The organism is Mycoplasma zalophi, assembly GCF_025486335.1.
Lineage (GTDB): Bacteria > Bacillota_I > Bacilli_A > Mycoplasmatales > Metamycoplasmataceae > Metamycoplasma > Metamycoplasma zalophi.
In genome coordinates this window covers 28,380-52,689 of the sequence record NZ_JAOOPZ010000002.1, presented here as the reverse complement: position 1 = coordinate 52,689, position 24,310 = coordinate 28,380, and the positions used below count along the sequence as shown (strand labels likewise).

Genomic DNA, 24,310 nt, shown 5'->3' with positions numbered 1-24,310 from the left:
TTAATTTTTTAGTAAAATAAAAACAATAATAAAAAGGGGTACGTAAATGATTATAGGTATAAGTGGAATGATTGCTAGTGGAAAAACTAGTTTATCAGAAAAATTACACAAACATTATAAAACATCAAAAATGTTGCATGAATTCGAAGAAGATGATGAAGTGTTTAATACTTTTTTAAAATGATTATATGAAAAAAAACCTAATCTTACAATAGGTTTTCAATCATACATAGTTGAAAATCACTCAGCTAAATTCGCAGAAATTTTAGAAGAGTACAAAAAAGAAAATTTAGAGATTTCAAATGATCATATTTTTTTAGATAGGTTCAGCATCGAACATTATATCTTTGCCAAAATTATTTTAAAAGAAAAACAAGGTAAATATTTAGAAGCTTATGATGCTTTATTTCAGAAATTAATAACAAAAGAAGAATTACCTGATCTTGCAATATTTTTAGATATTAGTTTTGATACATTTAAAAAACGTATTTTTAAAAGAGGAAGAGAGACAGAAGTTGACAACTGAGATAAAAATATCGAATATTTTAAAAAACTTCACACCCATTACTATGAAATTTTTTCAGAATTAGTTGAAAAATTTAATTTAAATCATATTGTCATTGATGCAAATGATTTAAATGAAAAAGAATTAAGCGAAAAAGTAATTGAAATAATTGATCAACAAGCAAAAAAATTTAAATAAGGATAGATGTATGGAAATAGATAGTAGAATGGATGAAATTTTATTTTCCCAAGAACAATTAGAAACAAGAATAAAAGAATTAAGTTATTGAGTTAATGAAACATATAAAGATTCTAAAGATCTTATTATTGTTGGTATTTTAAAAGGTTGTATTCCGTTTTTGGCACAATTAATTAAAACTATTAATGTTGACTTTGTATTAGATTTTATGACAATTAGTTCATATAATGGGGGCATAAAATCTTCTGGTTCAGTTAAAGTTGTTTTAGATTTAGCAAATGAAATAGAAAATAAAGACGTATTAGTAATTGAAGATATAGTGGATACAGGTAGAACAATTTCTAAAACAATTGACATTTTAAAAAACAGAAATCCTAAATCATTAAAAGTCCTTACATTATTAGATAAACCAGCAGGTAGAACAAATGATTTTAAAGTTGATAATTGCGGATTTGTTGTACCTAATGTATTTATTGTTGGATTTGGTTTTGACTGAAATGAAAAAATGAGAAATATTCCATACATAGGAACTTTAAAACCAGAATTAATAAAATAGTCATTACTGGCTTTTTTATTAATTTAAAAAGTGTCAAGCATTTTTGCTTGACATTTAAAATTTTGTGGTAAAATAATAATTACTATTTAAAGACATTCAAAAAGAAAGGACCAAGTATGGTTAAATTAAGATTAAAAAGAAATGGTAAAAAATTTAATGCCATTTACAAAATAATTGTAGCTGATTCACGTTCACCACGTGATGGACGTTTTATAGAAGAAGTAGGATTTTATAACCCACACAGCAAAGAAATTAAATTAAACGAAGAATTGATAACAAAATGATTAGATCAAGGTGCTCAAGTTAGCGATACAGTTAGAACACTTTTAAAAACAAATAATTTCTATCAAAATTACACAAAAAATCGTAGTAAATAAGTATGAAATTTAATATTTTGACTTTATTTCCAGAATATTTTGAAGGTTTCAAGCAAATTTCTATTATAAAAAGAGCAATAGAATTAGGCCATATTGAAATAAATATCGTTAATTGAAGAGATTTTTCAACCGAAAAACATCAAAAAGTTGATGATAAAGTATATGGTGGAGGTCAAGGAATGCTTTTACAAGTTCAACCAATAGACTTAGCATTGCAAACGGTTGGAGGTAAAAAAATTTTACTAAGTCCTCAAGGAAAAACATTTACTCAAAAAATGGCACGAGAGTTTGCGAAACTAAATGAAATTACATTAGTAGCAGGGCATTACGAAGGTTTTGATGAAAGAATTTTAAATTTTGTTGATGAGGAAATTAGTATCGGTGACTATGTTTTAACGGGGGGAGAAATTCCTGCTATGTTGATAGTTGATGCTATTGCTAGGTTAAGTCCTGGTGTTATACGCGAAAGTTCACACCTTGAAGAAAGCTTTGAAGGTGATGGATTATTAGATTTTCCTCAATACACAAGACCTAGTGAATATAAAGGTTTTAAAGTACCAGAGGTGTTATTAAATGGAGATCATGCAAAGATTAAAGCATGAAGAGATGAAGCAAAATATCAAAAGACTTTAAAAAATAGACCAGATCTTATTGAAAGGATTAAAAATGAGAAATAAATTAATTGAACTAGCAGAACAAAAGCAAATTAGAAATGATCTACCAGAATTAAAAGTTGGATACAATGTTAGAGTTCACGTAAGAATTAAAGAAGGTGACAAAGAACGTATTCAAGTATTTGAAGGTTTAATTATTGCATTAAGTGGAGAAGGAACTGCTAAAAACTTCACAGTTCGTAAAAATAGTTACGGAATTGGTGTTGAACGTGTATTTAAATACAACTCACCATTAATTTCACATGTTGAAATTACACGAAAAAATAAAGTTCGTAGAGCTAAATTATTCTACATGAGAGATCTTAAAGGTAAAGCTGCAAGACTTAAAGAAATTAAAAACACAAAATAATAATTTATTGTATGTTTTTAGATATAACGAAAATAGCTATTTGATAAAAGCTATTTTTATTTTGTTTTTTTTCACAAAAAAAGCTGCAAATATAATAATATTTATATTATGTATAAATTAGTAATCGTCGAATCACCAAACAAAGAAAAAACAATTCAAAAATATTTAGGATCTGAATATAAAGTGTTGGCCTCAAAAGGTCATATATTAAAATTATCCACCAAAGGAAAAGAACAATTTGGTATTGATTTTGATACATGAGAACCTAAATATGAAATTGAAAGCAATAAAAAAACTATCATAAAAAATTTAAAAGAAGCTGCATTAGAAGCTTCTGATGTTTTGATTGCAACTGACCCCGACCGTGAAGGTGAAGCAATTGCACAAAATTTAATAGATTGTTTGGATATAGAAAATAAATATCATAGAATTACATATAATGAAATCACAAAACAAGCAATTTTAGACGCAATAAATAATCCACATAAAGTAGATAAAAATTTAGTAGAAGCACAAAAAGCAAGAAGAATGCTTGATAGAATTATTGGTTTTAAATTATCTAAACTTATGGTTAAAACTACAAAGAATAGACCAACTAATCCAAGTGCTGGTCGTGTGCAATCAATCGCATTAAAACTGGTTTGTGATCGTGAAAAAGAAATTGAAGATTTTATACCCACAAAATATGAAACTATAACAGCACAAATTTCAGAAAATGTTAACGCTGAACTTTATTTAAAACCTGCTATTTTAGCAAAAAATACATGATTAACACCTGAAATTGCAGACCAAGCAATTAAATCACAAAGTAATTTCTTAGAAGTTGTAAACTATAAAGTATCTACTAGAAAAGATGCAACAATTACTCCTTTTAAACAATCTGCTCTTTATCGTGAAGCTAAATATTCTTCAAAAATTGTACAAGATGCAGCACAAAAACTTTTTGAATATGGACTTATCTCATACCCAAGAACAGATTCAACAAGAATGAATGATAAATTTGTATCTTCTTCTAAAGAATTTATTGAAAAAAAATATGGAAAAGAATTTGTTGCGCAAGAAATAAAAGGATTTTCTGGTTCTCAGGATGCCCATGAAGCTATAAGACCAACTGATTTAGAACTAACTCCTGAAGAAGCAAAAGTTAAATATGAATTAAATACTTATTTAGCATATATATATGAATTAATTTATAAAAAAACAATTATGTCACTTATGAATGCACCAGTAAGAGAAATTTATTCATATGATCTTTTAGATAATGCTTTTAGCTACAAAATGTCATTTACAAAAATGATTTTTAAAGGTTATAGTATTATAAAAGAAACTGAAGAAGATTCAAAAAGCATCCCTGTTTATGAAGTGGGTTCAAAAATTCCAGTGCAAAAATATGTTCATGAAAAAAAACAAACTCAACCACCTGCAAGATATAGTGAAGGTCAACTTATTGAAACATTAGATGACATTAAGGTAGGCCGTCCTTCTACTTTTGCAACAACTATTAATGTTATTAAAAAACGTTTATTTGTTGAAAGTACAAAAAATATTTTAAAACCTACAGAATTTGGAAAAGTTATTAATCAAAAACTAGTAACTAATTTTAAAAAAATAATTAATGAAAAATACACGAGTCAAGTTGAAAAACAATTAGATGAAATTGCAGAAGGTAAACAACACAAAAATGATCTTATGATAAGTTTTTGAGAAAGTTTTACAAAAACTTTTGATGAAGCATCTAAAAATATAGAAATAAGTACTTTAGATATTCAATATACAGGTGAAAATTGTCCATTATGTGGTAATAAATTATTATTTAGATACAAAAAATCAAATCAACAAAGATTTATAGGGTGTGAAAATTTTCCCAAATGTAAATTTACAAAATCAGATGAAACAGCTCCACAAAAGAGAAGATTTTATAAAAAGAAATCATAGTATATGAAAAAAATACTTAATAAAAAATATTTAATAATAGGTTTAATTTCCCTTCTTTCTCTTGCTGCTGTTTCTGGTGTTGTTTATTATGTATATTACAACGCAAAAATAACTCACCTAAAAAAGTATTCAAAAAAAGAATATGAAAAAGATCAAAATGAAATAAAATTAAGCCCTTCATCTTATGCAAATTCCCAATCTGCACAACAAATTTTTAATAATTTCAACAATTGAAAAGAAAAAAATCCTAAAGGTATTATAAATAACTTTGTACTACAATACGTTAATATTAATTTAACACCAAGACAAGTACAAAATATCGACATCTTATTTACTGATTTAAAATTTAATGAAGATGATTCACAACACATCATGGTAAATTATAGTGTTCAAGATAAAAAACATAAATTCAAAAAATTAGAAGCAACAGACATAAAAATACCTATTTGAAATAACTCATTTAATTATGAAAATGATCAAAAATTAAAAGAAACATTTGAAGAATATAAATCAGAATTAAAAGATATAATTTTAAGCCCTAAATCAAGTGAAAATAATTATTTTAGTTCAGAAGAATTTAAAAACAATGTTTTTGAATGATTTAAAAAAATAGCAAATCAAAATAGACCAAATCTTTTCCCTGAAAAAGATTATGACATTACCAAATCAGATAATGAAGATTATGTAAAATATACAGTAAAAAATGAACGTAATTTGCTAGTTATTGATTTTAATTTTGTTTCAAAAGACAAAAAAATCTTAGTACAACAAAGAATTCAATATTATGTAAATTAAAAAATCCGTTTTTCCGGATTTTTTGTTATCTATTTTAAATTGTTTTTAGTTCTAAATTCTTCAATTTCTTTTTTGTAATTTGCTAAAACATATGATAAATCTTTATCACCGCGTCCAGATAAATTTATAACAATATCAATGTTTTTATTACTGTTTTCTTTTGCTATTTTTATTGCTTGAGCTATAGAATGAGATGATTCTAGCGCAGGGATTATCCCTTCAGTTGAAGACATAATTAAAAATGCTTCCAATGCTTCATTATCATTTATTGAAACATATTCAACTAATCTTTGTTGCTTTAAATGAGCATGTTCAGGCCCTACACCCGGATAATCTAATCCTGAAGCAATTGAATAAACTTCATCTGGTTCACCTTGTTCATTTGAAAGAATAAGTGATTTAAACCCATGCAATATTCCTAATTTTCCAAAACCTAATGTTGATGCATGTTGACCCCTTTTTGGTCCATGACCCAGTGGTTCTACACCTATTAATTTAGTTTCTGAAAATAAAAACTCTGTAAATGCTCCAATTGCATTAGAACCACCACCAACGCAAGCAACTAAATAATCGGGGTTTTTATTATATTCACTGTTAAATTGCTGTTTAATTTCTTCACCGATAATTTTTTGAAAATTTCTAACTATCATAGGGAAAGGATGGGGTCCTACCACACTACCTATTGCATAAATTGCTACGTCAGATTGTTTCTTATAAGATTCAAATGCAGAATCAACAGCTTCTTTTAATGTTTGTGAACCATGATTTGCTGAAATTACCTCAGCACCTAAAATTTTCATTTTTTCAACGTTTGGTTGTTGTTTTTTAATATCAACAGCACCCATATGAATTTCACATTCTAAACCAAAATGAGCTGCTGCTAGAGCAATTGCAGCACCATGACTACCTGCTCCTGTTTCTGCGATTATTTTTTTCTTACCCATCATTTTTGCAAATAAAGCTTCTGCTAAACAATGGTTTGTTTTATGGCTTCCACCTTCATTTAAATCTTCTCTTTTTACAAAGATTCGAGCATTACCATATTTTTTTGATAAATTTTCACAATAATATATTGGTGTTGGACGTCCTTGGAAATATTTTCGTAATTTTTTTAATTCAGTTTTAAATTCTTCTGTTTGTGCAATTTCATAATATTTATTTGCAATATCATTAAATAATACTTGCAGATCATCAGGAAGATAAGATCCTCCGTATACTCCAAAAAATCCCTCTTTATTTGGTGTTTTTTCTAAATATTCTCTTAGTTTTTCATTCATTATATATCCTTTTAATCTACTTTAATAATTATATTATTTTTTAAATTAATAAAAGTTATTTTACAGAGCGTTTTTACTATTTAATCTTAATTTGAATATTTATTAAAATGTGAAATTTAAAAAGGATTTTATTTGAAAGAAAAATTCATTCTATTATATAATATAAAATAATAATTCGCCAAGAAGAAAGGAATAAAAATGAAAAAAGCATTATTTGTAGACGGATCATTTTTCACAAATGAAAACTCATATACAACAGCATTAATGAATGAATTCCATGAAATTATGGAAAAACCAGAAAGAATTAACCTTTCTGATTCAGTATTCAATAAAACTCATTTATCACAAACAAATATTTCAACATACTGAAATGAAGTTGGAGCAGTTGAATTAATTAATAAATTAAAAGAAATAGATGTTTTAGTATTATCATCAACAGTAGTTAACTATACAACTCCTACATTAGTTAAAAACTTTATTGATGCTATTGCAGTCGCAGATTTAACATTCTCATACAAACAATCAAAAGATGGAAATCCAGTTGGATTATTAAATAATTTAAATGTTGTTTTAGTTACATCACAAGGTAGTCCGCAAACTGAAAACACAGAATCATTACAAGTTCAATGATTACGTTCAGTATTTAAATTTGTAGGAGCTAAATCAATTAACTTCATTCAAGTTAATGGAACAAAAGTACCTCCTTTAGCAAACGGAGATACAAAAGCTTATGCTAAAACACGCGCTGATGAATTCAAAAAATTAATTGAATCATTTTAATTAAAATACATAAATAATTTAAAAAATAGCAATAATAAGTTGCTATTTTTTATAATTAAATTTTAAAATATCAAAACTTTTATAGAACTATTATAAATAGTGTATAATTGTATCAAAATAACATATCGAGTTGCTTAGCTTGACAGCGTTGAGGCATGCCAACCCCATTTTTTTGGAAGGTGGAAAGTCAGGGAATTTTTCCAACATGTTTGACTTTTTTAAACTCCTTATGTTATTCATAAGGAGTTTTTATATGCAAAAAAATAAAGAAAATAAAATTTTATTTACATCAGAAAGTGTAGGACAAGGTCATCCAGATAAAGTTTGTGATCAAATATCAGATCGTATTTTAGATGCTTATTTAGCACAAGATCCAAACTCAAGAACCGCAATTGAAACAATGGCTTCTGGAAATATAGTACTAATTGCAGGCGAAGTTTCATCCAATGCTAATGTAGACGCTATACAAATTGCAAAAGAAGTATTTCAAAAATTAAATTATCCAATTGATAATGTTAAATTTATAACAGACATAAAAAAACAAAGTCCTGACATTAGTCAAGGAGTTATTTTAGCAGATCAAGAAATTGGTGCAGGTGATCAAGGTATTATGTTTGGATATGCAAGTAATGAAACAAAAAACTTTATGCCATTAGGTATAACGCTAGCTCATGAACTTGTAAAATGTGCTGATAAATTACGTCAAAATGGTGAATTTAAATGAGCAAAAGCAGATATGAAAAGTCAAGTAACAATTGAATATGATGAAAACGATTCAACACATCTAAAAGTAGATACAATTTTAATGTCAATACAACACGATGAAAATTACGATGATTTTAAATTTAAAGAATTTATAAAAACAAAAATTATAAAATATGTTTTAAATAAATTTAATTTAGAAACACCTAATAAAATTTTAATCAATCCAACAGGGCGTTTTGTAATTGGTGGACCAATAGGTGATACTGGTTTAACAGGTAGAAAAATTATCGTTGATACATACGGTGGATATGGTCGTCATGGTGGTGGAGCATTTAGTGGTAAAGATGCAACTAAAGTTGATCGTTCAGCAGCTTATGCTTGTCGTTGAATCGCAAAAAACATTATTGCAGTAAAAGGATTATGTAATTGAATTGAAATTCAAGTTTCATATGCAATTGGAATTGCTAAACCAGTTTCAATAAATGTTAAAACAGATAATAATAGAAATGTATCTTTAATAAAAGAAATTATTGAAAATATTTTTAATTTAAGACCACAGGCAATAATAAAAGAACTAGATCTTAAAAAACCTATTTTTGGAGATACTAGTTATTTTGGACATTTTGGTAGAGATGATTTAAATTTACCTTGAGAAAGAACTAATAAAGTAACAGAAATTGAAAATTATTTAAAAACTCATAAAGATAATATAACTATTGAATAATCAAACAGCAAATTCATGTTTGATATTTTTTATATAAAATATAGTTAAAATACAACAAAAATATTAATAAATTTATCAAAAAATATAAAATTACTTTTAAAATCCAATTTTGATATAAAATTAATAAAATAAATTGACAAAATCACAAGGAGAAAGATGATGAAATATAAAAAAATATTACCAATTTTACTTATTACAACAATTCCTGCAATAACTACTGTATCTTGTTCATATAATAAAACAACTGATTTAAATAATAAAAAAGATTCATATGCAAACACAATTCATAAACAAAACACAAACAAAGATACTGAAAAAAATACTCAAGAAAACAAAAACAATACTCCTGATACAAATTCAAATCCAAACAATAATTCTACAAATAATAATGAAAATAACAATGGAAATGAAAATATTGCAAAAGATACCAAAGAAGAAAATAAAGAAACTGAAACTGAAAATAAAAAACAAGAAGATAACAAAAACGATCAAAATTTCAATCCAAATTTTCCTTCATTGCCGCCTGATTTTTTCAGTAATTTAAACAAATCAAATCATCAATATTCTCACGATGTATCTAAATATCAAAAATTAGAAGCACAAAATATTTATAAAGAAATTTACGATAGAACTTTTGCAATTAAATTTGGTGTAAATTTAGAACCGAATAAGGATGACTCATTCTTGGCAACTTCAGCGGGAACAAGCTGATTGTTGGATTATCACAAAGAAAATGACAATAAATACAAATTATTTTTTGCAACTAATTTACACGTAGCAGGTTTATTATCAAACACCCTAGATCCCGAAATTGCAAAAAAACTAAATTATGAGGATGAAAGAGAATATACAGCAAATTCTATTTCAATAGGAAAAACAAATATCAAGATAAACGATTTTAGTGCTAAAGAAAATAAATTTGCTTATGAAAATAATTCAGATTACAAAGTAAAATGAATTGCTAATAATGCATATTTTAAATTTTTACACAAAAGTGATGAAGATGCAATAAGAACAGAATTTGTAAACGATGCTATATCAGCTCCTAAATTAATTTTTGCTGGTTATGATTTCATTGATCATCAATACATAAATAAATTTCAGGAAGAAGCAAAAAGAAAAGTTCAAGAACAACTAAATAGATTACAACAAGAAAATAATAGTTCTGAAAATATAAATGACAAAAGCAGTAACCTTTGAATACTTAAAAATACACTAGATAAAAAAGAATACATACCATTTTATACAGACTTTGCAGTTTTTGAAATTGATATTGATTTTTCTAAATTAAAAAATCAAGAATATATAAATTGATTTAAAGATGCAATTATTAGTTTAGATAATTATATTAAAAGAAATAAAGAAGCAAAAACACCAAATCAAGATAAAAATATTTCTTCTTATACTCTAACAACTGATTATGTGAGTGCAGAAAAGGATGCTTCAAATAATCTAACAAATTCTCAAAACGTTTATATCGGTGGTTACCCCGCCTATGAATCACATTTTTCAACTTGAACTCAAAATAACCCAATTGAAAGAAATGGTGACGAAAAATGAAATTCAAGAGCACCAAAAAATAAAGATGCTTTTGGACTTGCAGCAAGAAGTTATGAAGAAAAAGTAACAAATAATAACTTTCAACCTTATACAACTGTATTTGGTAAAACACTTGCTGATTTCTATGGATTTATTCATACAATCAATTTTTCATCTTTATATTATGGAGCATCAGGTTCAGTGGTTTATAATGATTTTGGACAAATTATTGGTATTTATAGTGGTGTAAGTAGTAATGTTAAGCATGGTGATTTAAGTTATAGTGCTTCATTTACTCCATTGCTCCTTTCTCAAGATTATACTTTAGCAGATAATACAATTAAAGCTTACAATTTAATCGATGGTACTAATAAAGACAAATACCCAGCACAAATTGCTTCATATCGTCAAAACTTAAAGAAAATATACCCAGAAGGATTTAGTGATAAAAAAACTAATACAGCTATATTTGAAAACGGTTTTTAGGATTTATAGATAATAAAAAAGTTCAAGATTTAACCTTGAACTTTTTATATTTTAGTTTTGTAATTTTTTAATTTCTTCAGTGTATGAAGCATGTTTAGCTTCAAAAATTGCTAATTTTTCTTTAATTTCTTGTACTTTTTCAGGTTTTGCTTTTTCAATAAATTTTGGATTATTTAACATTTTTGATGCAAATTCAATATCTATGTTATTTTGTTTAATTAAATCATTTAATCTATTAATTTCTAAGTCTTTTGTTTCTTGATCTAATAATATGTTGATTGTAAAATCTGAAGCTTGAATTAAAGTATCTGAATTTTCTTTATATTGGAAATTAGCTAGTTTTTCAATAATTAATTTATCATTTTTTGTTAATTTAGAATAAGAAGTTGCATAAAATAAAACTTTTGCTTTAGAAATATTTTTAGTTTCACGATATTTTCTAAGTTCAGTAATTATTTCAATAATTTTTTCTGCCTTTGTATTTTTTGTACTTGGATATTTAATTTTTGGATTTTCGATTTCTAAAATATTTTCATTATACATTATTTCATATAAATAATCAGTTGTAAAAGGTAAAAATGGATGCATTAAAATTAATATTTTTTTGAAAATTGTGTGTATTAATTGAGTATTTTGTTTAAATTTAGCAAATTCTAAATATCAACCACTAAATTCATTTACTAAGAATTTTTGAATAAATTTATAACTTACACTAAAGTCATATTTATTCATACTGTTTGTTAGATTTTGTTCAAATTCTTTTAATCTTTCTAAAATTCAATTATCATAAGCATCATTTTTTGTTTCTTGATTATTTTCAATCGATAAACCTTTAACATATCTTGCAATATTTCAGAATTTATTTACAAAAAGTTTAGATGATTCTAATTTTTGATCTGAGTAATGAATATCTTGACCAGCAGTTAAATTAAATAATAAAGAAATTCTTAATACATCACTTCCATATTCATCAATAACTTTAATTGGATCAATTCCATTACCTAAACTTTTTGATAATTTTCTTCCTTGAGCATCACGCACTAATCCATGTAATAAAACTTGTTTAAATGGTATTTGTTTATTAAATTCTAAACTCATAAAATACATTCTAGCAACTCAGAAGAAAATAATATCATATCCAGTTACTAGAAGCTGAGTTGGAAAATAGCATTTAAAATCTTCAGTTTCATTTGGTCATCCTAAAAATACAAAAGGACTTAAACCACTACTAAATCAAGTATCTAAAACATCGGAATCTTGAACTCAATCATCGCCAGGATTTTCTAATGAAACAATAATTTGATTTCCTTTATAATATGCGGGAATTCTATGTCCTCATCATAATTGTCTTGAAATTGTTCAGTCATATGTTTTTTCCATTCATGATTTAATTACTTCTTTAAATCTTGGTGGAATAAATTCAACTGCATTTTCAGATTCAAGATTTTCTAATAACATTTTAGACATATCTTCCATCTTTAAAAATCATTGTGATCTAACTAAAACTTCAACTACAGCCCCACTTCTTTCACTAATACCAACATTTGACACAGTGTCTTCAACTTTGATTAAATAACCTTCTTCTTCTAATTTTTTAGCTATTTTTTCACGTGCAGCAATTCTTTCTAACCCTTTAAATTCATTGGCTAAATCATTTAATAATCCATCATCATTAATACATTCATTAATTTGTAAATTATTTTTTTCAATAATGTTAATATCTTCAACTGCGTGAGCAGATACTTTCATAAGACCACTACCAAATGATATATCAATATATTCATCACTTATAATTGGAATTTCTTTTTTTGTTAACGGATGAATAAGAGTTTTATTTAAATATTTTAAATATCTTGAATCATCAGGATTAAAAGCAACAGCAACATCACTAAATAATGTTTCAATTCTTGTTGTAGCTATTTCTAAATATTCATTTTCGTTATCTTTAAATGGATATTTAATGTAATACATTTTTTGATTAGTTGCTTCATTTATAACTTCAATATTACTTAATGCAGTTTTTTGAATTGGATCTCAATAAATTGGTTTTGTTCCCCTATATATTAAACCTTTATTATATAAAGTAACAAATACTTTTAAAACAGCCTTATTTGCTTCATCATCTAATGTAAAACGCTCTCTTGAATAATCTAAAGCTAATCCTAGTGTTTTTCATTGCTCATCAATTAAATGTGAATGTTTATCTTTTCATTTTCATACTTCTTCTATAAATTTTTCTCTACCTAAAGTATGTTTTGAAATTCCTTGTTCATGTAATAATTTTTCAACTTTTGATTGAGTTGCAATTCCAGCGTGATCTTTTGCAGGTAAAAATAAAGTATCATAACCTTGCATTTTTTTAAATCTTATTACAGTGTCTTGTATATAAGTATCAAGAGCGTGCCCAACATGTAAAACACCTGTAACATTAGGAGGTGGTAAAATAATTGTAAATGGCCGTTTGGTTTTATCATGAGTTTCAAATATTTTTGACTCAACTCATTTTTCATACCTATTTTTTTCTACTAATTTATGATTAAATACTTTTTCCATATTTTTTTGTTTCTCCTCATGTTCTTTAGTACTGAAATTAGCAATTATAACTTCTTGTAATTCATAGCCATCTTTAAATTCAATGTTATTTTGTGATTTTTTTTCTACATTAAATAAAAGATTGTATATTTTTTTATCTTTTATTTGTTCTTGTGTTGATCAAGAAATTAAATTATTTCAATTACAAAATATTTCATGTCCTTTATCAATTCTAAAAAATTGTTTAGATAAAAATTTACTAGAGTTTAAAAAATAACTATTTAAAATTTCTTTATTTATGTTATTTTTTAAAATGTACTTTGTAAAGGGATGAATAGGACTTTTTATAATTGCAGAAATTTTTCCTTTTTCTATAATTTGTTCATTATCAAAAATAACCGTATCCATTGAATATTTAGATGCTAAATTAATATCATCTAAAAAATACATTGCTGATATCTTGTTATCTAAAATGTATTTATTTGTAGTTGTTAAAACATATTCTTTTTCTGATTGTTTTAAATTATTTATCAAACTTCCAATTAATATTATTTTGGGTTTTAAATAAAAAAGTTCAAATAATTCTAAATTTATTAACACATCATTATTTATATTTGGAATTCTTTTTTCTAAAATGTTTTTAGGAAGTTTATATTTATCTAAAAAGTCATAAATAAATTGCTTTAGTAAAAAAACTTTTTCTGGTTCCTGTGATGATTTTTTATTATTTATAACATCAAATATTTTGTAAAGATTTTCTCGATAATAAATTAAATGTTCTTTTTGCTTTTTTAGATATAAATATTTTTTTGTTAAATTTTTTATTAAAACTTCTTCAGTTTTTATTTGTTTATTTTTTAATAATCAATTATTGAATTTTACTTCAAATTTTTGAACAATTTTTTGAATATTTTCATAATTTTTAGTAAATGAATTAGATTCTTTTCTTAATTGAAATTCTATTTTTTCTTTAAATCTACTATGTTTTATTTCAAATTGTTCTTTATTTCATTCGAAATCTAATTCTAATTCTCTTAATTGTAATTGCTGTTTGTGTATTTCAGTATTATTTTTAAAATTTCAAATATTATCTGTTTTTTTAAAAATATTTTTAAACCAATTTCAGAGAAGTGTTAAAAATATTGCGTTTCTTGAATTAAAATAATCTTTTTTATTTTTTTGCGCAATTTTGTTATACTCATCAAAAATTGTAATTATTTGATTTTTCATTGAAAAAATAAGTTGTTTTTGAATTTTTTTACTACGCTTTTGTTTTTTATCAAAAATCGATAAAGTTTCAAAATCACTTATAAATTTTTTTAATTCTTCTAAAAATTGTCTAATTTGTTCAGGTTCCAATCAACGGAATTTAAAAACATTTCATATTAAAAATTTTCATAATAATTTTAAGGATATGTATTTTTTTTGATAATATTCTTTTTCATCTACTTGAGTAGCAATTTTAAATTTGTGCAAATAAGTTAATTTTTTTATTTGAATATCATTCACTGTCTTAGTTAAAACTTTTATTTTTTTATAGTTATTTATATTTACTTGTTTTCTAAATGTTAAGTATTTTTTTCATTTAAATATAAATTTTTGTTCATTATTTTGATTTTCTGTAATGGTAGTTTTTAGCTTTAAAATTTCTTGACGATTAAAAAATAAGATATTATTATTTATTAAATTACGGTAATTTTTATAGTTTGTAATTAAATTTTGTTCAATATCTTGAATATTGTTAATAGATTTTGTAATTAAAATATTCATAATATTTAATCACTCATCAAAATTTGTAGAATTTAAAGCAAACTCAAACTTGTTGTATTTTTCTAAAAAATCACCCATATATTTATTTTCATTTTTAAAAAATGTTGTTAATGAATTTAAATAAATTAGTTCAAGATCATCGTGATATTCTTTAATAATTTCTAGATGTTTTTTGTTAAATTCAGTTTGCAGGTTAGGTTTATTTTGAATAAGTAAATCAAATCTTTTTTCAATATATTCTCTTAACCTTCTGTTGTAATAATTATTTTCAATAATATCAAAATGAAATCCATAACTTATATCATTTAAAAACTTCTTTACATTTTGTTTATTAGTATTTAAAACATTATTATCATAAATTAAAAAACCTTGGTAATTTTGAAAATTATTTTCAAATGTCAAGGCTTTGAAAATTTTATTTTGAATATGATTATTTTTATTCACTAAAGACAAAATGCTATTTTGTCTTAGTTGAAAATCAAGCTCATCAAAATATATTTGGTGATTTTTTTTATCAAAATTAGCTAAACTTATCGATTCCAGAATAATTTTTTTATCTAGATTCATTAATAACCTGTAATTGTTTTTGTGTTTATTAATGGTGCAATAATTCGATAAGCTGTAAAAATAACAATTAAATTAAACCAAACTTTGACAGGACTTAATAGAGTATGTGAAGTTAAATTGATTCAAAAATCTGTTTTTAATGATTGATAATCTCCTCATGATAACAAAATAACATTAGTAAATTCTAAAATTCCACAAAATGTTACAATGGCCATCATATCCATAAATCTTTGGTATTTTCTTCTTAAAAAGAATCTATAAATACTTACCCCTAAAATCATAGAAGCAAAACCACTTGTTGTTAAAATAATATAAAATCATTTATTTTTAACAAATCTATTATTTTGAAAAACACTATCTGAAATATTTAATAAAGTAATAACAATTATTAAAACTTGAATACAAAGAATAATTACTGTTGAAATATATGAAAAATTAATCAAACTTGTTGGTTTAGATTTTGATTCAATTAAAATTAACTTAACTTCATAAAAAGCAATTTTTTCTGAATATGCTTGAGCATCGTTAAAATTACCAGCATTTAATGCATCATTATGCTTTTTATTATAAAAAGAAATAATTTGTTTATATTTATAAATTTTGTAACGGTAATTAAATAATAATCCACCTAAATTAAAGAAGTATCATACAACTAAGCCAGGAATAATCCCGGCAATTGCAACTGCTAGAGTATATAAAACATTATAGTAAGTAGGTACTAAAGCAAAACTTATTAAATCTGCTAAAATGCCTGTAATAGCACCTATAAAAGGACCAAATAAAAATCCTGTAATTTTTACTGGTAAACCAATGAAAGAAAATTTAAAACTTGGTAAAGCACTTATAGGAACAATACGTACACTAATGATAAAAAAAACAACACTTATTGCAATTAAAACACCAACAAAAGCTATCTTTTTTGAATTTCATTTGCTGAAATTAATGTGTGTTTGACTTTTTAATCAACTAATATAATGTTTTACACCGCCAGGAATTTTATCCATAAATACTCCTTAAATTTAATATATTAAAATTATATAAAATTTATATATAAATTAACATATTAACTATGTTTTTTGATTTTATTTAATTTTTTGTCAATTGTTTGCGTGGAAATAAATGTTTTATAAAATGAAACATTAACCAACACCCCTGTATAAGTAAAATAACTCATTGTTATTAAAAATAATTCAATATACATAAATGAAGATATTAATCCAAATTTTTTGTAATTAAAAAGTGAAGTTAAAAATCCAAAAATAATTACAAATATGCTAGTTGGTATTGTGCTAATTCACACACCTGGCATAATATATGCATATTTTAGTCTAAATAAAGGCGCATAATGATAAAGTAAAATATATACAACGAAAAAGAAACTAAAAATTAAAAAAGGCAAAATTAAATAAAATGTTAAACTAAATTGTCAATCTGAAAATGAATATCCCGCACTTTTTTTAAGAAATGTTAAAAATGACACAAACATTAAAAAAACCAAAAACAGCAATATTGTCATGCAAATTACAATCCATAAACCTTTTAATCTATTTCTAGCTCAATTTCCTAAATTTTTGTGTTCATATAAAATACTATTTGATTGTACAAATTTTGAATATCCCGCACTAGAAATTCAAAATGCAGATATGATAAAAAATACCCCAACAAAAATATCAGTATTAGAAACTGAATTTCCAGTTCCGAAGAAATTAGGAATAATATTTTCAATTCCTGGAATTATTTTACCCAAAACAAAATGAATAGTATCATTATATTCTTCATTTATATATCCTATTGATGAAATAATCGAAAGAATAGGAATAAAGCTCATAAATAAATATAAAGAAAAACCCGAAGGAATAAATGCAAATTCATGACTATGTAATTTTTTATGTGTTTCTAGAACAATTGAATGTGTTTTTTCATTTTCGTTTTTTAAGTATTTTTTAAGTGAAATTTTTAAAATAAAATAAATTACAAACCTTATAATTTTTTCTATTCAGTTTGAAGATGAATTAAATTTTAACAAATTAATATTATGTTTAATTTTTTGAAATTTGATTTTTTTGTGCTTGCTTCAGCCTGTTTTTGGTTTTTTTAACATGTTATTTATCTAATTTTTTTTCAATTATTTCTTTGCTTATCATAGGATTTGCTTGTCCTTTGAAGTTTTTCATAACTTGACCAACTAAAAACTTAGTAACCTTATCAGAATTTTGTTTATATTCATCAAAAATTTCTGGTTTTTCTAAGATTAATTTATCAATATATATTTCTATTTCACTACTTAAATCTTTTAGTTTTAAATTATTTTCTTTAACTATTGTTTCAATATCTAAAGAAGGATTACTTTGAATTTTATCTAAAATAACAGTAAGTGAATTTTTTTGAATTTTTCCTTGATCAATAAAATCAATAGTATTTGATAAACTGTCTAATGATATTTTTAAATCTTTAATATTTAAATTATGGTTATTTAAAAAACTTACAACATCACTAAAAAATAAATTTGTAACTTTTTTAAAATTTGTTTGTGACTTTGCAGATAATTTATCCAAAAAATCAGCATACTCTAAGTTTTTTAATAGTTGATCATATTGAACCTTATTTAAACCATTTTCAATATATCTAGATTTTTTTTGTCATGGTAACTCTTCTAAATTTATTGAATTAATAATTTCATCTGTTAATTGAATAATAGGAATGTTTGGTTCTGGGAAATATTTATAATCAATTGCAGAAGATTTTGAACGCATTTTTTTGTTTGTTTGTGTGGTTTCATCAAAACGTTTTGTTTGCTGTTCAAAACCTTCATTATTTTCTAATTTTTCAACTTGTCATTTAAATTCATATTCAATTGCTTTTTCAACATTTGAAATAGAATTTAAATTTTTTATTTCAACTCTTGTGTTAAACTTTTCATCAGCTTTTTTTCTAACAGAAATATTGACATCAGCTCTCAAAGATCCTTCATTCATTTTTGCATCGCTAATCCCTAAACTAAGAGCAACTAATCTAATTGTATTTACATATTCAGCAGCTTCTTTTGCGCTACGCATTACTGGATAGGAAACAATTTCAATTAAAGGAACACCCGCACGATTGTAATTTAAAAACGTTTTATCACCTTCATGAATCTGTTTTGCTGTATCTTCTTCTAAGTGAATTCTTTCAATTGCAATATTTTTTATATTATTATTTATTTCAATTGGAAGGATTCCATTTTTTCCAATTGGTCTAAATTGTTGAGTAATTTGATAACCTTTTGGAAGGTCTGGATAAAAATAATTTTTTCTATCAAAATGTAGTTCATGGTCTATTTCCATATTTAAAGCTTTTGCTAATTTTATTCCATAAATAACAGCTTGCTTGTTTAAAAGTGGTAATGTACCCGGATAAGCAAGATCAACAACACTAGCAGATGTATTTGCTTCTAAATTAAAATTGTTTTCAGCATATGAAAACATCTTAGTTTTTGTTGAAAGTTCAAGGTGAATTTCAATTCCAATAACTGGTTCATAATCTGAATAATTCATTATTTATCTCCTATAATTTTTTCAACATATAAAGCATGTTGTAGCATTTTTACATCTTCAAATTTTTTTGCATCTATTGAAATTGAAAAAGGAAGATTATTTTCTTCTTTTCCAAGTGGGATTGTAATTGATGGATTACCTGTTAAATTAGCATTTGTTAAAATATCATCCATAAAGCTAATTTCTAATTTTTGATTAAAAGCAGGAGCTGATGATTTTGTTGCTGGATAAATAAAAATATCGCAATTATTATGAATGTTTGTAAAATAATTTACAATGTAACGACGCATTTTTTGCGCTTTTTTTAAATATCTATCTTGATTTTCTTTTTCTAAATAATAACTACCTAATAATATTCTTCTTTGTACCATTAATCCAAGCCCTGTTTGGCGGGTTTTTATATATGTTTGTTCTCAATTATCATCTGAAATTTGTTTTCCAAAATGAATTCCACTTAAATTAGCCAAATTTGAAGAAGCTTCTGTAAAGGCAATGATTTGATAAACAACAGCAATTGAATTAAGAAGATCTTCATCAACTGCAATAGGTTGTAATTGAATATTATCTGCTTTTAATTTTTCTAGCAATTTTTTGTAACTATTAGCAACTTCTTTATTTAGAAAATCAAAACAATCTAGATAAGAAACAACTTCAGGTTTTTTTTCGATAATTTCACTTGCTAAAAATTCTAAATTTTTTGATGTATTATCATTTTTGAAATCTTGTTTAAAAAGCACATTGGCGATTTTAAATGAGTCATTTACATTGTGGGTCATTCATCCAACAGTATCAAGTGAAGAAGCAAAAGCAAATAATCCATACCTACTTACCGCTCCATAAGAAGGTTTAAATCCAACTTTTCCTACATAACTTGCTGGTTTTCTAACGCTATCACCAGTATCTGAACCAATTGCAAATGAAAGATTATCGTTTAAAGTCGCAGCTGAACCTGAACTTGAACCACCTACATAGTGATCTTTATTTAAAGGGTTTTTAATAAGTCCATAATGAGAAAAAGTACCAGTTCCACCTAATCCGAACTCATCTAAATGAGTTTTAAATGCACAGGTTGCACCGGCTTCTTTTAACAATGAAACAATAGTTGCATCGTAATTAGGATAAAAATTTTCTAAAAAACAACTAGATGCATGTGATACAGAGTCCTTAGTTGCATAATTATTTTTTAAACTAAAAACGGTGTTAGCAAGCACACCATTATTATTTAATTTAGCATTTTCATAAACATAAGAAACAGCATTATTATCATCATTTTTTGCATCCAAAATAGCTTTATCTAAGTTTCCTTTTTTAATCATTAATAACCTTTCTTATAATCACAAAATTTTCATCATGGATTTTAGCATTTGCAAGTAATTTTTCTTTATCTAAACCTTTTGAGGGAATATCATCTCTTAAAAAATCAAAACTTATTAATTCTTCATTTATATGTGTCATAGGTTTAATATTTGTTAAATCAAACTTATCAAGCAATGCTAATTGTTTTTTAATTTCTTCGTGCTCTTGACTCATGAATTGAAAAAGTTCTTCTTTGGGTTCAAAAAGAAGATTGCGTGCTAGGCTAATCATTTTTTCTTTTTCCATTATTTTCTCCTATCATTTTGGGTAACTTATAAATTGTTGATCATTTAAGTGATCTCATTTTTTATCTAAATTTCTGATAGTAATGCTATATGCATGCAAAAAAACTCGATGAGATTTTTTTGCTCCATATTTTGTATCACCTAAAATTGGATAACCTAAATGCTCAAGTGTTGCTCTAATTTGATGTTTTTTACCAGTTTTAATTTCTGCATATTTTTTGTTATTTTCAACAAAAAATCTTGTTACTGCTTTGACACCTTTTTTGTCTTCTGTTACTTTCATTTTTTGTTTTTCTATGTCTTTTACAAGTTTAACTGTTACAAGTTTATCTTCATTTATATCACTTACAAATTGATATATTTTTATAAAATTTTCTTGCTTTTCCTTAAATTCTACTAGTGTCTGATAATTTTTAGCATAAATAACTAATCCACTTGTAACTTTATCTAATCTACCAATTGAATCTGGTACAAAACTATCGGTTTTTTTAAATTTTAAATATGTTAAAACCTGATCATTTAATGAATTTTCTTCATTAACCATAGCTATTCCTGCTTTTTTATCAACAATTAAAATATCATCATCTTCATACACTTTTTTAAAAGTTATATTGGCTTTTTTATATGTTGATTCACTATCTTTTGTAGTATCTTCAATTCCATAAACAGTAACAACATCATTTTCTTGGATTTTATATTGTTTATCGTTTATTCTTATATTATTAACTTTTATATCTTTTTTACGAAATACCTTTTCGATTTTAGAAATAGGTACATTATCTGCTCTTTTTACAATGAATTTAAATAATGTACGTCCTTGATCATTTGCTGTTGCTTTAAATTGTTTCATGTTCTTCCATTTCTTGTGATAGTTGTTCAACATCTGAATTTTCTGTTTGTCTTTGACTGTTAAATAAATCAAATTCCTCTTCATTTAAATTTCCTTCACCTGAATAATTATTAAATTCAGGAAAAGGAGGTAATTCCGCTAAACTTTTAATTTTAAAATAATCATAAAATTTATCTGTAATTCCATAAAGAATAGGTTGTCCAGGAGTTTGAGCAACTCCAACTTCTTCAATTATACCTTTAGTTAAAAGTGTGACTACAATGTGATCACTTGCAACTCCTCGTATATTATTTATCATTGATCTTGTTATTGGTTGTTTATATGCTATTATCCCTGCTGTTTCAATTGCTGCTTGTGAAAGATTTTGTCTTCTTGCAACTGTCACTAATTCACTAATAGCATCTTTAGATTCATCTGTAGTTAAAAATTTAAATATATCATTGAATTCATGAACTTTAATTCCTCTATCTTGATTATTAAATTCATCTGCAAATTTCTTTAATAATGTTCTTGCTGAAGTAATTGATTCTAATTTAAGTGATTCTTTTAATTGTTTACTACTCAATCCTTCATCACCTTGAACATATATCAATGCTTCAATTATCTTTGTGTAATTATTCATATTTTATACCTTTTGAAATTGTAATAATTTCTGATTCATTATTTGCTTCAATAACAACTTTTTGCTGTCTGGATAAATCAAGTAAAGCAAGTAAACTAATCACAAAGTGACCCATACTTGGTACACTAAACACTTCTTCGAAACTTAAGATATCTTTATCTTTAAATAAATTTAGTATAACTTTTTTCATTTCTTCAGGACTGATATTTTTAGTTTGAAGAGAAATATTTTTTAAAGCTTCAGCATATGTTCTTTCAAACATTTTTCTTAAAATTATTGTTAATCTGGTTGAAGAAGAATGGCCATCTAAAACACTTTCATCAATTTTTTTAACAAAAGATGTTAAATCACTAGGGGCTTTTTGAAATAATTGTTTTCTTAATTGCTCTTGACTTCTTAATGTCACTGATATTTCTTTAAATTTTTGATATTCAGCAATTTGACTTAAAAGCCTTACTTTTTCTTTTTTTACTTCTTCCTCTTCTTGAGGGTTTTGTAAAATTATTCTTGCTTTTAAATGAATTAAATTAGCAGCCATAACTAAATATTCACTTGCTATATCAAAATCAATTTTGTTTAAATTTTCAATAATTTTTAAGTATTGGCTTGCAAGTTCAGATAAATCTATGTCAAAAATATCAACGTTTTTTTCTTTTATCAAAGTAACTAATAAATCAAGTGGACCATTAAAATTTTTTAAATTAAATGTAATTTCAAAATTTTGATTAGGAGTTTCTTGCATGTTCTAAAAATCCTTATATTTATTTGCTTTGGCTTCTAATTTTGCTTGTTTTTTAGCTCTTTTTTCTGCGTAAGTTAATTTATTTGAAACTTTTTTAGGTTCTAAAGATTTTTTAGAAACATAAACTTCTTGATTTTTGTATTTTGATTCAATTGTATTTTTTACAATATGTGCAATTTGATATGTTTCTAAATTTTGTATTCTAAATGGATCAATTGGATCGTGGAAAATTACTTCAACTATTAATTTTTTAGATCTTTTTGGATTTAATGCTTGACCTGCATTATTAATTGTCACGGGTACAATAGATACAAATTTAGATTTTGGTATTTTAAATGCTCCAGGTTTAAAATCTAAAAGTTTATCATCATGAGATCTTGTACCTTCAGGGAAAATAACACCTAATGATTTATTTTCTTTTATAAATGTTCCGAATGAGTCTAACGTTTTTAAGCCTTCTCTTGGATTTTGTCTATTTAAATAAAATGTATCGATGAAATTTGAAGGTATTCTTGTTCTTCAATCATTTTCTAATTCTTGCTTTGCTAAGAAATTTACAATTTTATTTTTAATTGATTTATCCTTATTTTGTTTTTCTAATGCAGCTAAAATTATTAAAGGATCTAAATTAGATACATGATTTGGGTACAAAATTGCTGTTTGTGGTAATTTATCAAATCCTTTAATATCCAATTTAATGTTTAAAGTTTTAATTAATTTTTTAGCTCTTTTTAAAACATAATCATGTCTTTCTTGTGCACCATACAATGTTGGGTTACGGCGATAAGTATTAGATCTTGAAATTATTCTAAAAAATCTTCATAATCAAAGAGGACTAAACAAAATCATTTTTATTTTTATATTCATTATTTCTCCTTAAGTTTAATTGCCATCGCAATTACAAAATCACCCTCACTACTTGTTGAAATGTCGAAATTATCAAAGTAGTATTTTTGATTTTTTTTTATATTTATGTTGGAAAAAGTATTAAATGCATTATCAGCTTTAAAAATCGCTTCTTTAATTGCTCATCTTGTAGCTAAATATTTGCCTTTATTATTAATTTTTTGATATTCTGTAAATTCTTCGTTAGATAAAATTCTTTTTGCAAATTCATCAGTTTTATTTAAAAATCTACTAATTGAAGTGATATCTATTCCAACTTTATTCATAATATTTTAATTATAAATTAT

Annotated in this window: 22 protein-coding genes; 10 read left to right on the top strand and 12 right to left on the bottom strand. The window is 24.8% G+C overall.

Annotated features, from left to right (window positions below):
• Positions 1–46: 46 nt before the first annotated feature.
• The 7 genes from N8G13_RS01400 (at position 47) to N8G13_RS01370 (ending at position 5,389) form a co-directional block, all read left to right on the top strand.
• Complete coding sequence (locus N8G13_RS01400; protein WP_262289160.1) at positions 47–703, top strand: deoxynucleoside kinase; 657 nt, start codon at positions 47–49, stop codon at positions 701–703.
• 10 nt (positions 704–713) lie between these two features.
• Positions 714–1,259, top strand: coding sequence for a hypoxanthine phosphoribosyltransferase (gene hpt, locus N8G13_RS01395; protein ID WP_262289159.1), 546 nt, complete (start codon positions 714–716; stop codon positions 1,257–1,259).
• Positions 1,260–1,375: 116 nt separating this feature from the next.
• Complete coding sequence (rpsP, locus tag N8G13_RS01390; protein ID WP_216488987.1) at positions 1,376–1,636, top strand: 30S ribosomal protein S16; 261 nt, start codon at positions 1,376–1,378, stop codon at positions 1,634–1,636.
• Between the two features lie 2 nt (positions 1,637–1,638).
• Positions 1,639–2,313 carry a tRNA (guanosine(37)-N1)-methyltransferase TrmD gene (trmD, locus tag N8G13_RS01385; protein ID WP_262289158.1) on the top strand — a complete coding sequence of 225 codons (675 nt, stop codon included), beginning with the start codon at positions 1,639–1,641 and terminating at the stop codon, positions 2,311–2,313.
• Complete coding sequence (gene rplS / locus N8G13_RS01380; protein ID WP_216488991.1) at positions 2,303–2,659, top strand: 50S ribosomal protein L19; 357 nt, start codon at positions 2,303–2,305, stop codon at positions 2,657–2,659. The genes trmD and rplS overlap by 11 nt, the downstream gene beginning before the upstream one ends.
• 108 nt (positions 2,660–2,767) lie before the next feature.
• Positions 2,768–4,594 (top strand): type I DNA topoisomerase, encoded by a 1,827-nt coding sequence (gene topA / locus N8G13_RS01375; protein ID WP_262289157.1) that lies wholly within the window; start codon positions 2,768–2,770, stop codon positions 4,592–4,594.
• 3 nt (positions 4,595–4,597) lie between these two features.
• On the top strand, positions 4,598–5,389 hold the full coding sequence (locus N8G13_RS01370; RefSeq protein WP_262289156.1) for a hypothetical protein: 792 nt from the start codon (positions 4,598–4,600) through the stop codon (positions 5,387–5,389).
• A gap of 29 nt (positions 5,390–5,418) precedes the next feature.
• Here the strand turns inward: N8G13_RS01370 and trpB are convergent, their stop codons facing one another.
• Entirely contained in the window at positions 5,419–6,666 is a 1,248-nt protein-coding gene (gene trpB / locus N8G13_RS01365; protein ID WP_262289155.1) for a tryptophan synthase subunit beta, read from the bottom strand.
• 198 nt (positions 6,667–6,864) lie between these two features.
• Between trpB and N8G13_RS01360 the strand changes: the two genes are divergently transcribed.
• The 3 genes from N8G13_RS01360 (at position 6,865) to N8G13_RS01350 (ending at position 10,900) form a co-directional block, all read left to right on the top strand.
• Positions 6,865–7,446 (top strand): FMN-dependent NADH-azoreductase, encoded by a 582-nt coding sequence (locus N8G13_RS01360; protein ID WP_262289154.1) that lies wholly within the window; start codon positions 6,865–6,867, stop codon positions 7,444–7,446.
• A 253-nt stretch (positions 7,447–7,699) separates the two neighbouring features.
• Positions 7,700–8,875: a methionine adenosyltransferase gene (gene metK, locus N8G13_RS01355; RefSeq protein WP_262289153.1), complete on the top strand. Its 1,176-nt coding sequence runs from the start codon at positions 7,700–7,702 to the stop codon at positions 8,873–8,875.
• 156 nt (positions 8,876–9,031) lie between these two features.
• Positions 9,032–10,900, top strand: a complete 1,869-nt coding sequence (locus N8G13_RS01350) for an MIP family Ig-specific serine endopeptidase (RefSeq protein WP_262289152.1) — start codon at positions 9,032–9,034, stop codon at positions 10,898–10,900.
• 51 nt (positions 10,901–10,951) lie between these two features.
• Here the strand turns inward: N8G13_RS01350 and N8G13_RS03315 are convergent, their stop codons facing one another.
• Genes N8G13_RS03315 through N8G13_RS01295 form a run of 11 tightly spaced genes read right to left on the bottom strand, consistent with a single transcriptional unit; the run spans position 10,952 to position 24,289 of the window.
• Entirely contained in the window at positions 10,952–15,769 is a 4,818-nt protein-coding gene (locus N8G13_RS03315) for a valine--tRNA ligase (protein ID WP_316043855.1), read from the bottom strand.
• Positions 15,769–16,773 (bottom strand): ECF transporter S component, encoded by a 1,005-nt coding sequence (locus tag N8G13_RS01340; protein ID WP_262289151.1) that lies wholly within the window; start codon positions 16,771–16,773, stop codon positions 15,769–15,771. Before N8G13_RS01340 ends, N8G13_RS03315 begins: the two co-directional genes overlap by 1 nt.
• Positions 16,774–16,832: 59 nt before the next feature.
• Entirely contained in the window at positions 16,833–17,870 is a 1,038-nt protein-coding gene (locus N8G13_RS01335; RefSeq protein ID WP_262289150.1) for a YhjD/YihY/BrkB family envelope integrity protein, read from the bottom strand.
• 1 nt (position 17,871) lies between these two features.
• Positions 17,872–19,302 (bottom strand): Asp-tRNA(Asn)/Glu-tRNA(Gln) amidotransferase subunit GatB, encoded by a 1,431-nt coding sequence (gene gatB, locus N8G13_RS01330; protein ID WP_262289149.1) that lies wholly within the window; start codon positions 19,300–19,302, stop codon positions 17,872–17,874.
• Positions 19,302–20,618, bottom strand: coding sequence for an amidase family protein (locus tag N8G13_RS01325; protein ID WP_262289148.1), 1,317 nt, complete (start codon positions 20,616–20,618; stop codon positions 19,302–19,304). The genes gatB and N8G13_RS01325 overlap by 1 nt, the downstream gene beginning before the upstream one ends.
• Positions 20,611–20,904, bottom strand: a complete 294-nt coding sequence (locus tag N8G13_RS01320; protein WP_262289147.1) for an Asp-tRNA(Asn)/Glu-tRNA(Gln) amidotransferase subunit GatC — start codon at positions 20,902–20,904, stop codon at positions 20,611–20,613. Before N8G13_RS01320 ends, N8G13_RS01325 begins: the two co-directional genes overlap by 8 nt.
• A 9-nt stretch (positions 20,905–20,913) precedes the next feature.
• On the bottom strand, positions 20,914–21,753 hold the full coding sequence (locus tag N8G13_RS01315; RefSeq protein ID WP_262289146.1) for an RluA family pseudouridine synthase: 840 nt from the start codon (positions 21,751–21,753) through the stop codon (positions 20,914–20,916).
• The gene (gene scpB / locus N8G13_RS01310) at positions 21,740–22,375 is read right to left on the bottom strand and encodes an SMC-Scp complex subunit ScpB (protein ID WP_262289145.1); all 636 of its coding nucleotides are present in this window, start codon (positions 22,373–22,375) and stop codon (positions 21,740–21,742) included. The genes N8G13_RS01315 and scpB overlap by 14 nt, the downstream gene beginning before the upstream one ends.
• The gene (locus N8G13_RS01305) at positions 22,368–23,117 is read right to left on the bottom strand and encodes a segregation/condensation protein A (RefSeq protein ID WP_262289144.1); all 750 of its coding nucleotides are present in this window, start codon (positions 23,115–23,117) and stop codon (positions 22,368–22,370) included. The genes scpB and N8G13_RS01305 overlap by 8 nt, the downstream gene beginning before the upstream one ends.
• Before the next feature lie 3 nt (positions 23,118–23,120).
• Positions 23,121–23,984 carry a lysophospholipid acyltransferase family protein gene (locus tag N8G13_RS01300; RefSeq protein ID WP_262289143.1) on the bottom strand — a complete coding sequence of 288 codons (864 nt, stop codon included), beginning with the start codon at positions 23,982–23,984 and terminating at the stop codon, positions 23,121–23,123.
• Positions 23,984–24,289 carry a holo-ACP synthase gene (locus N8G13_RS01295; RefSeq protein WP_262289142.1) on the bottom strand — a complete coding sequence of 102 codons (306 nt, stop codon included), beginning with the start codon at positions 24,287–24,289 and terminating at the stop codon, positions 23,984–23,986. The genes N8G13_RS01300 and N8G13_RS01295 overlap by 1 nt, the downstream gene beginning before the upstream one ends.
• Positions 24,290–24,310: the final 21 nt, after the last annotated feature.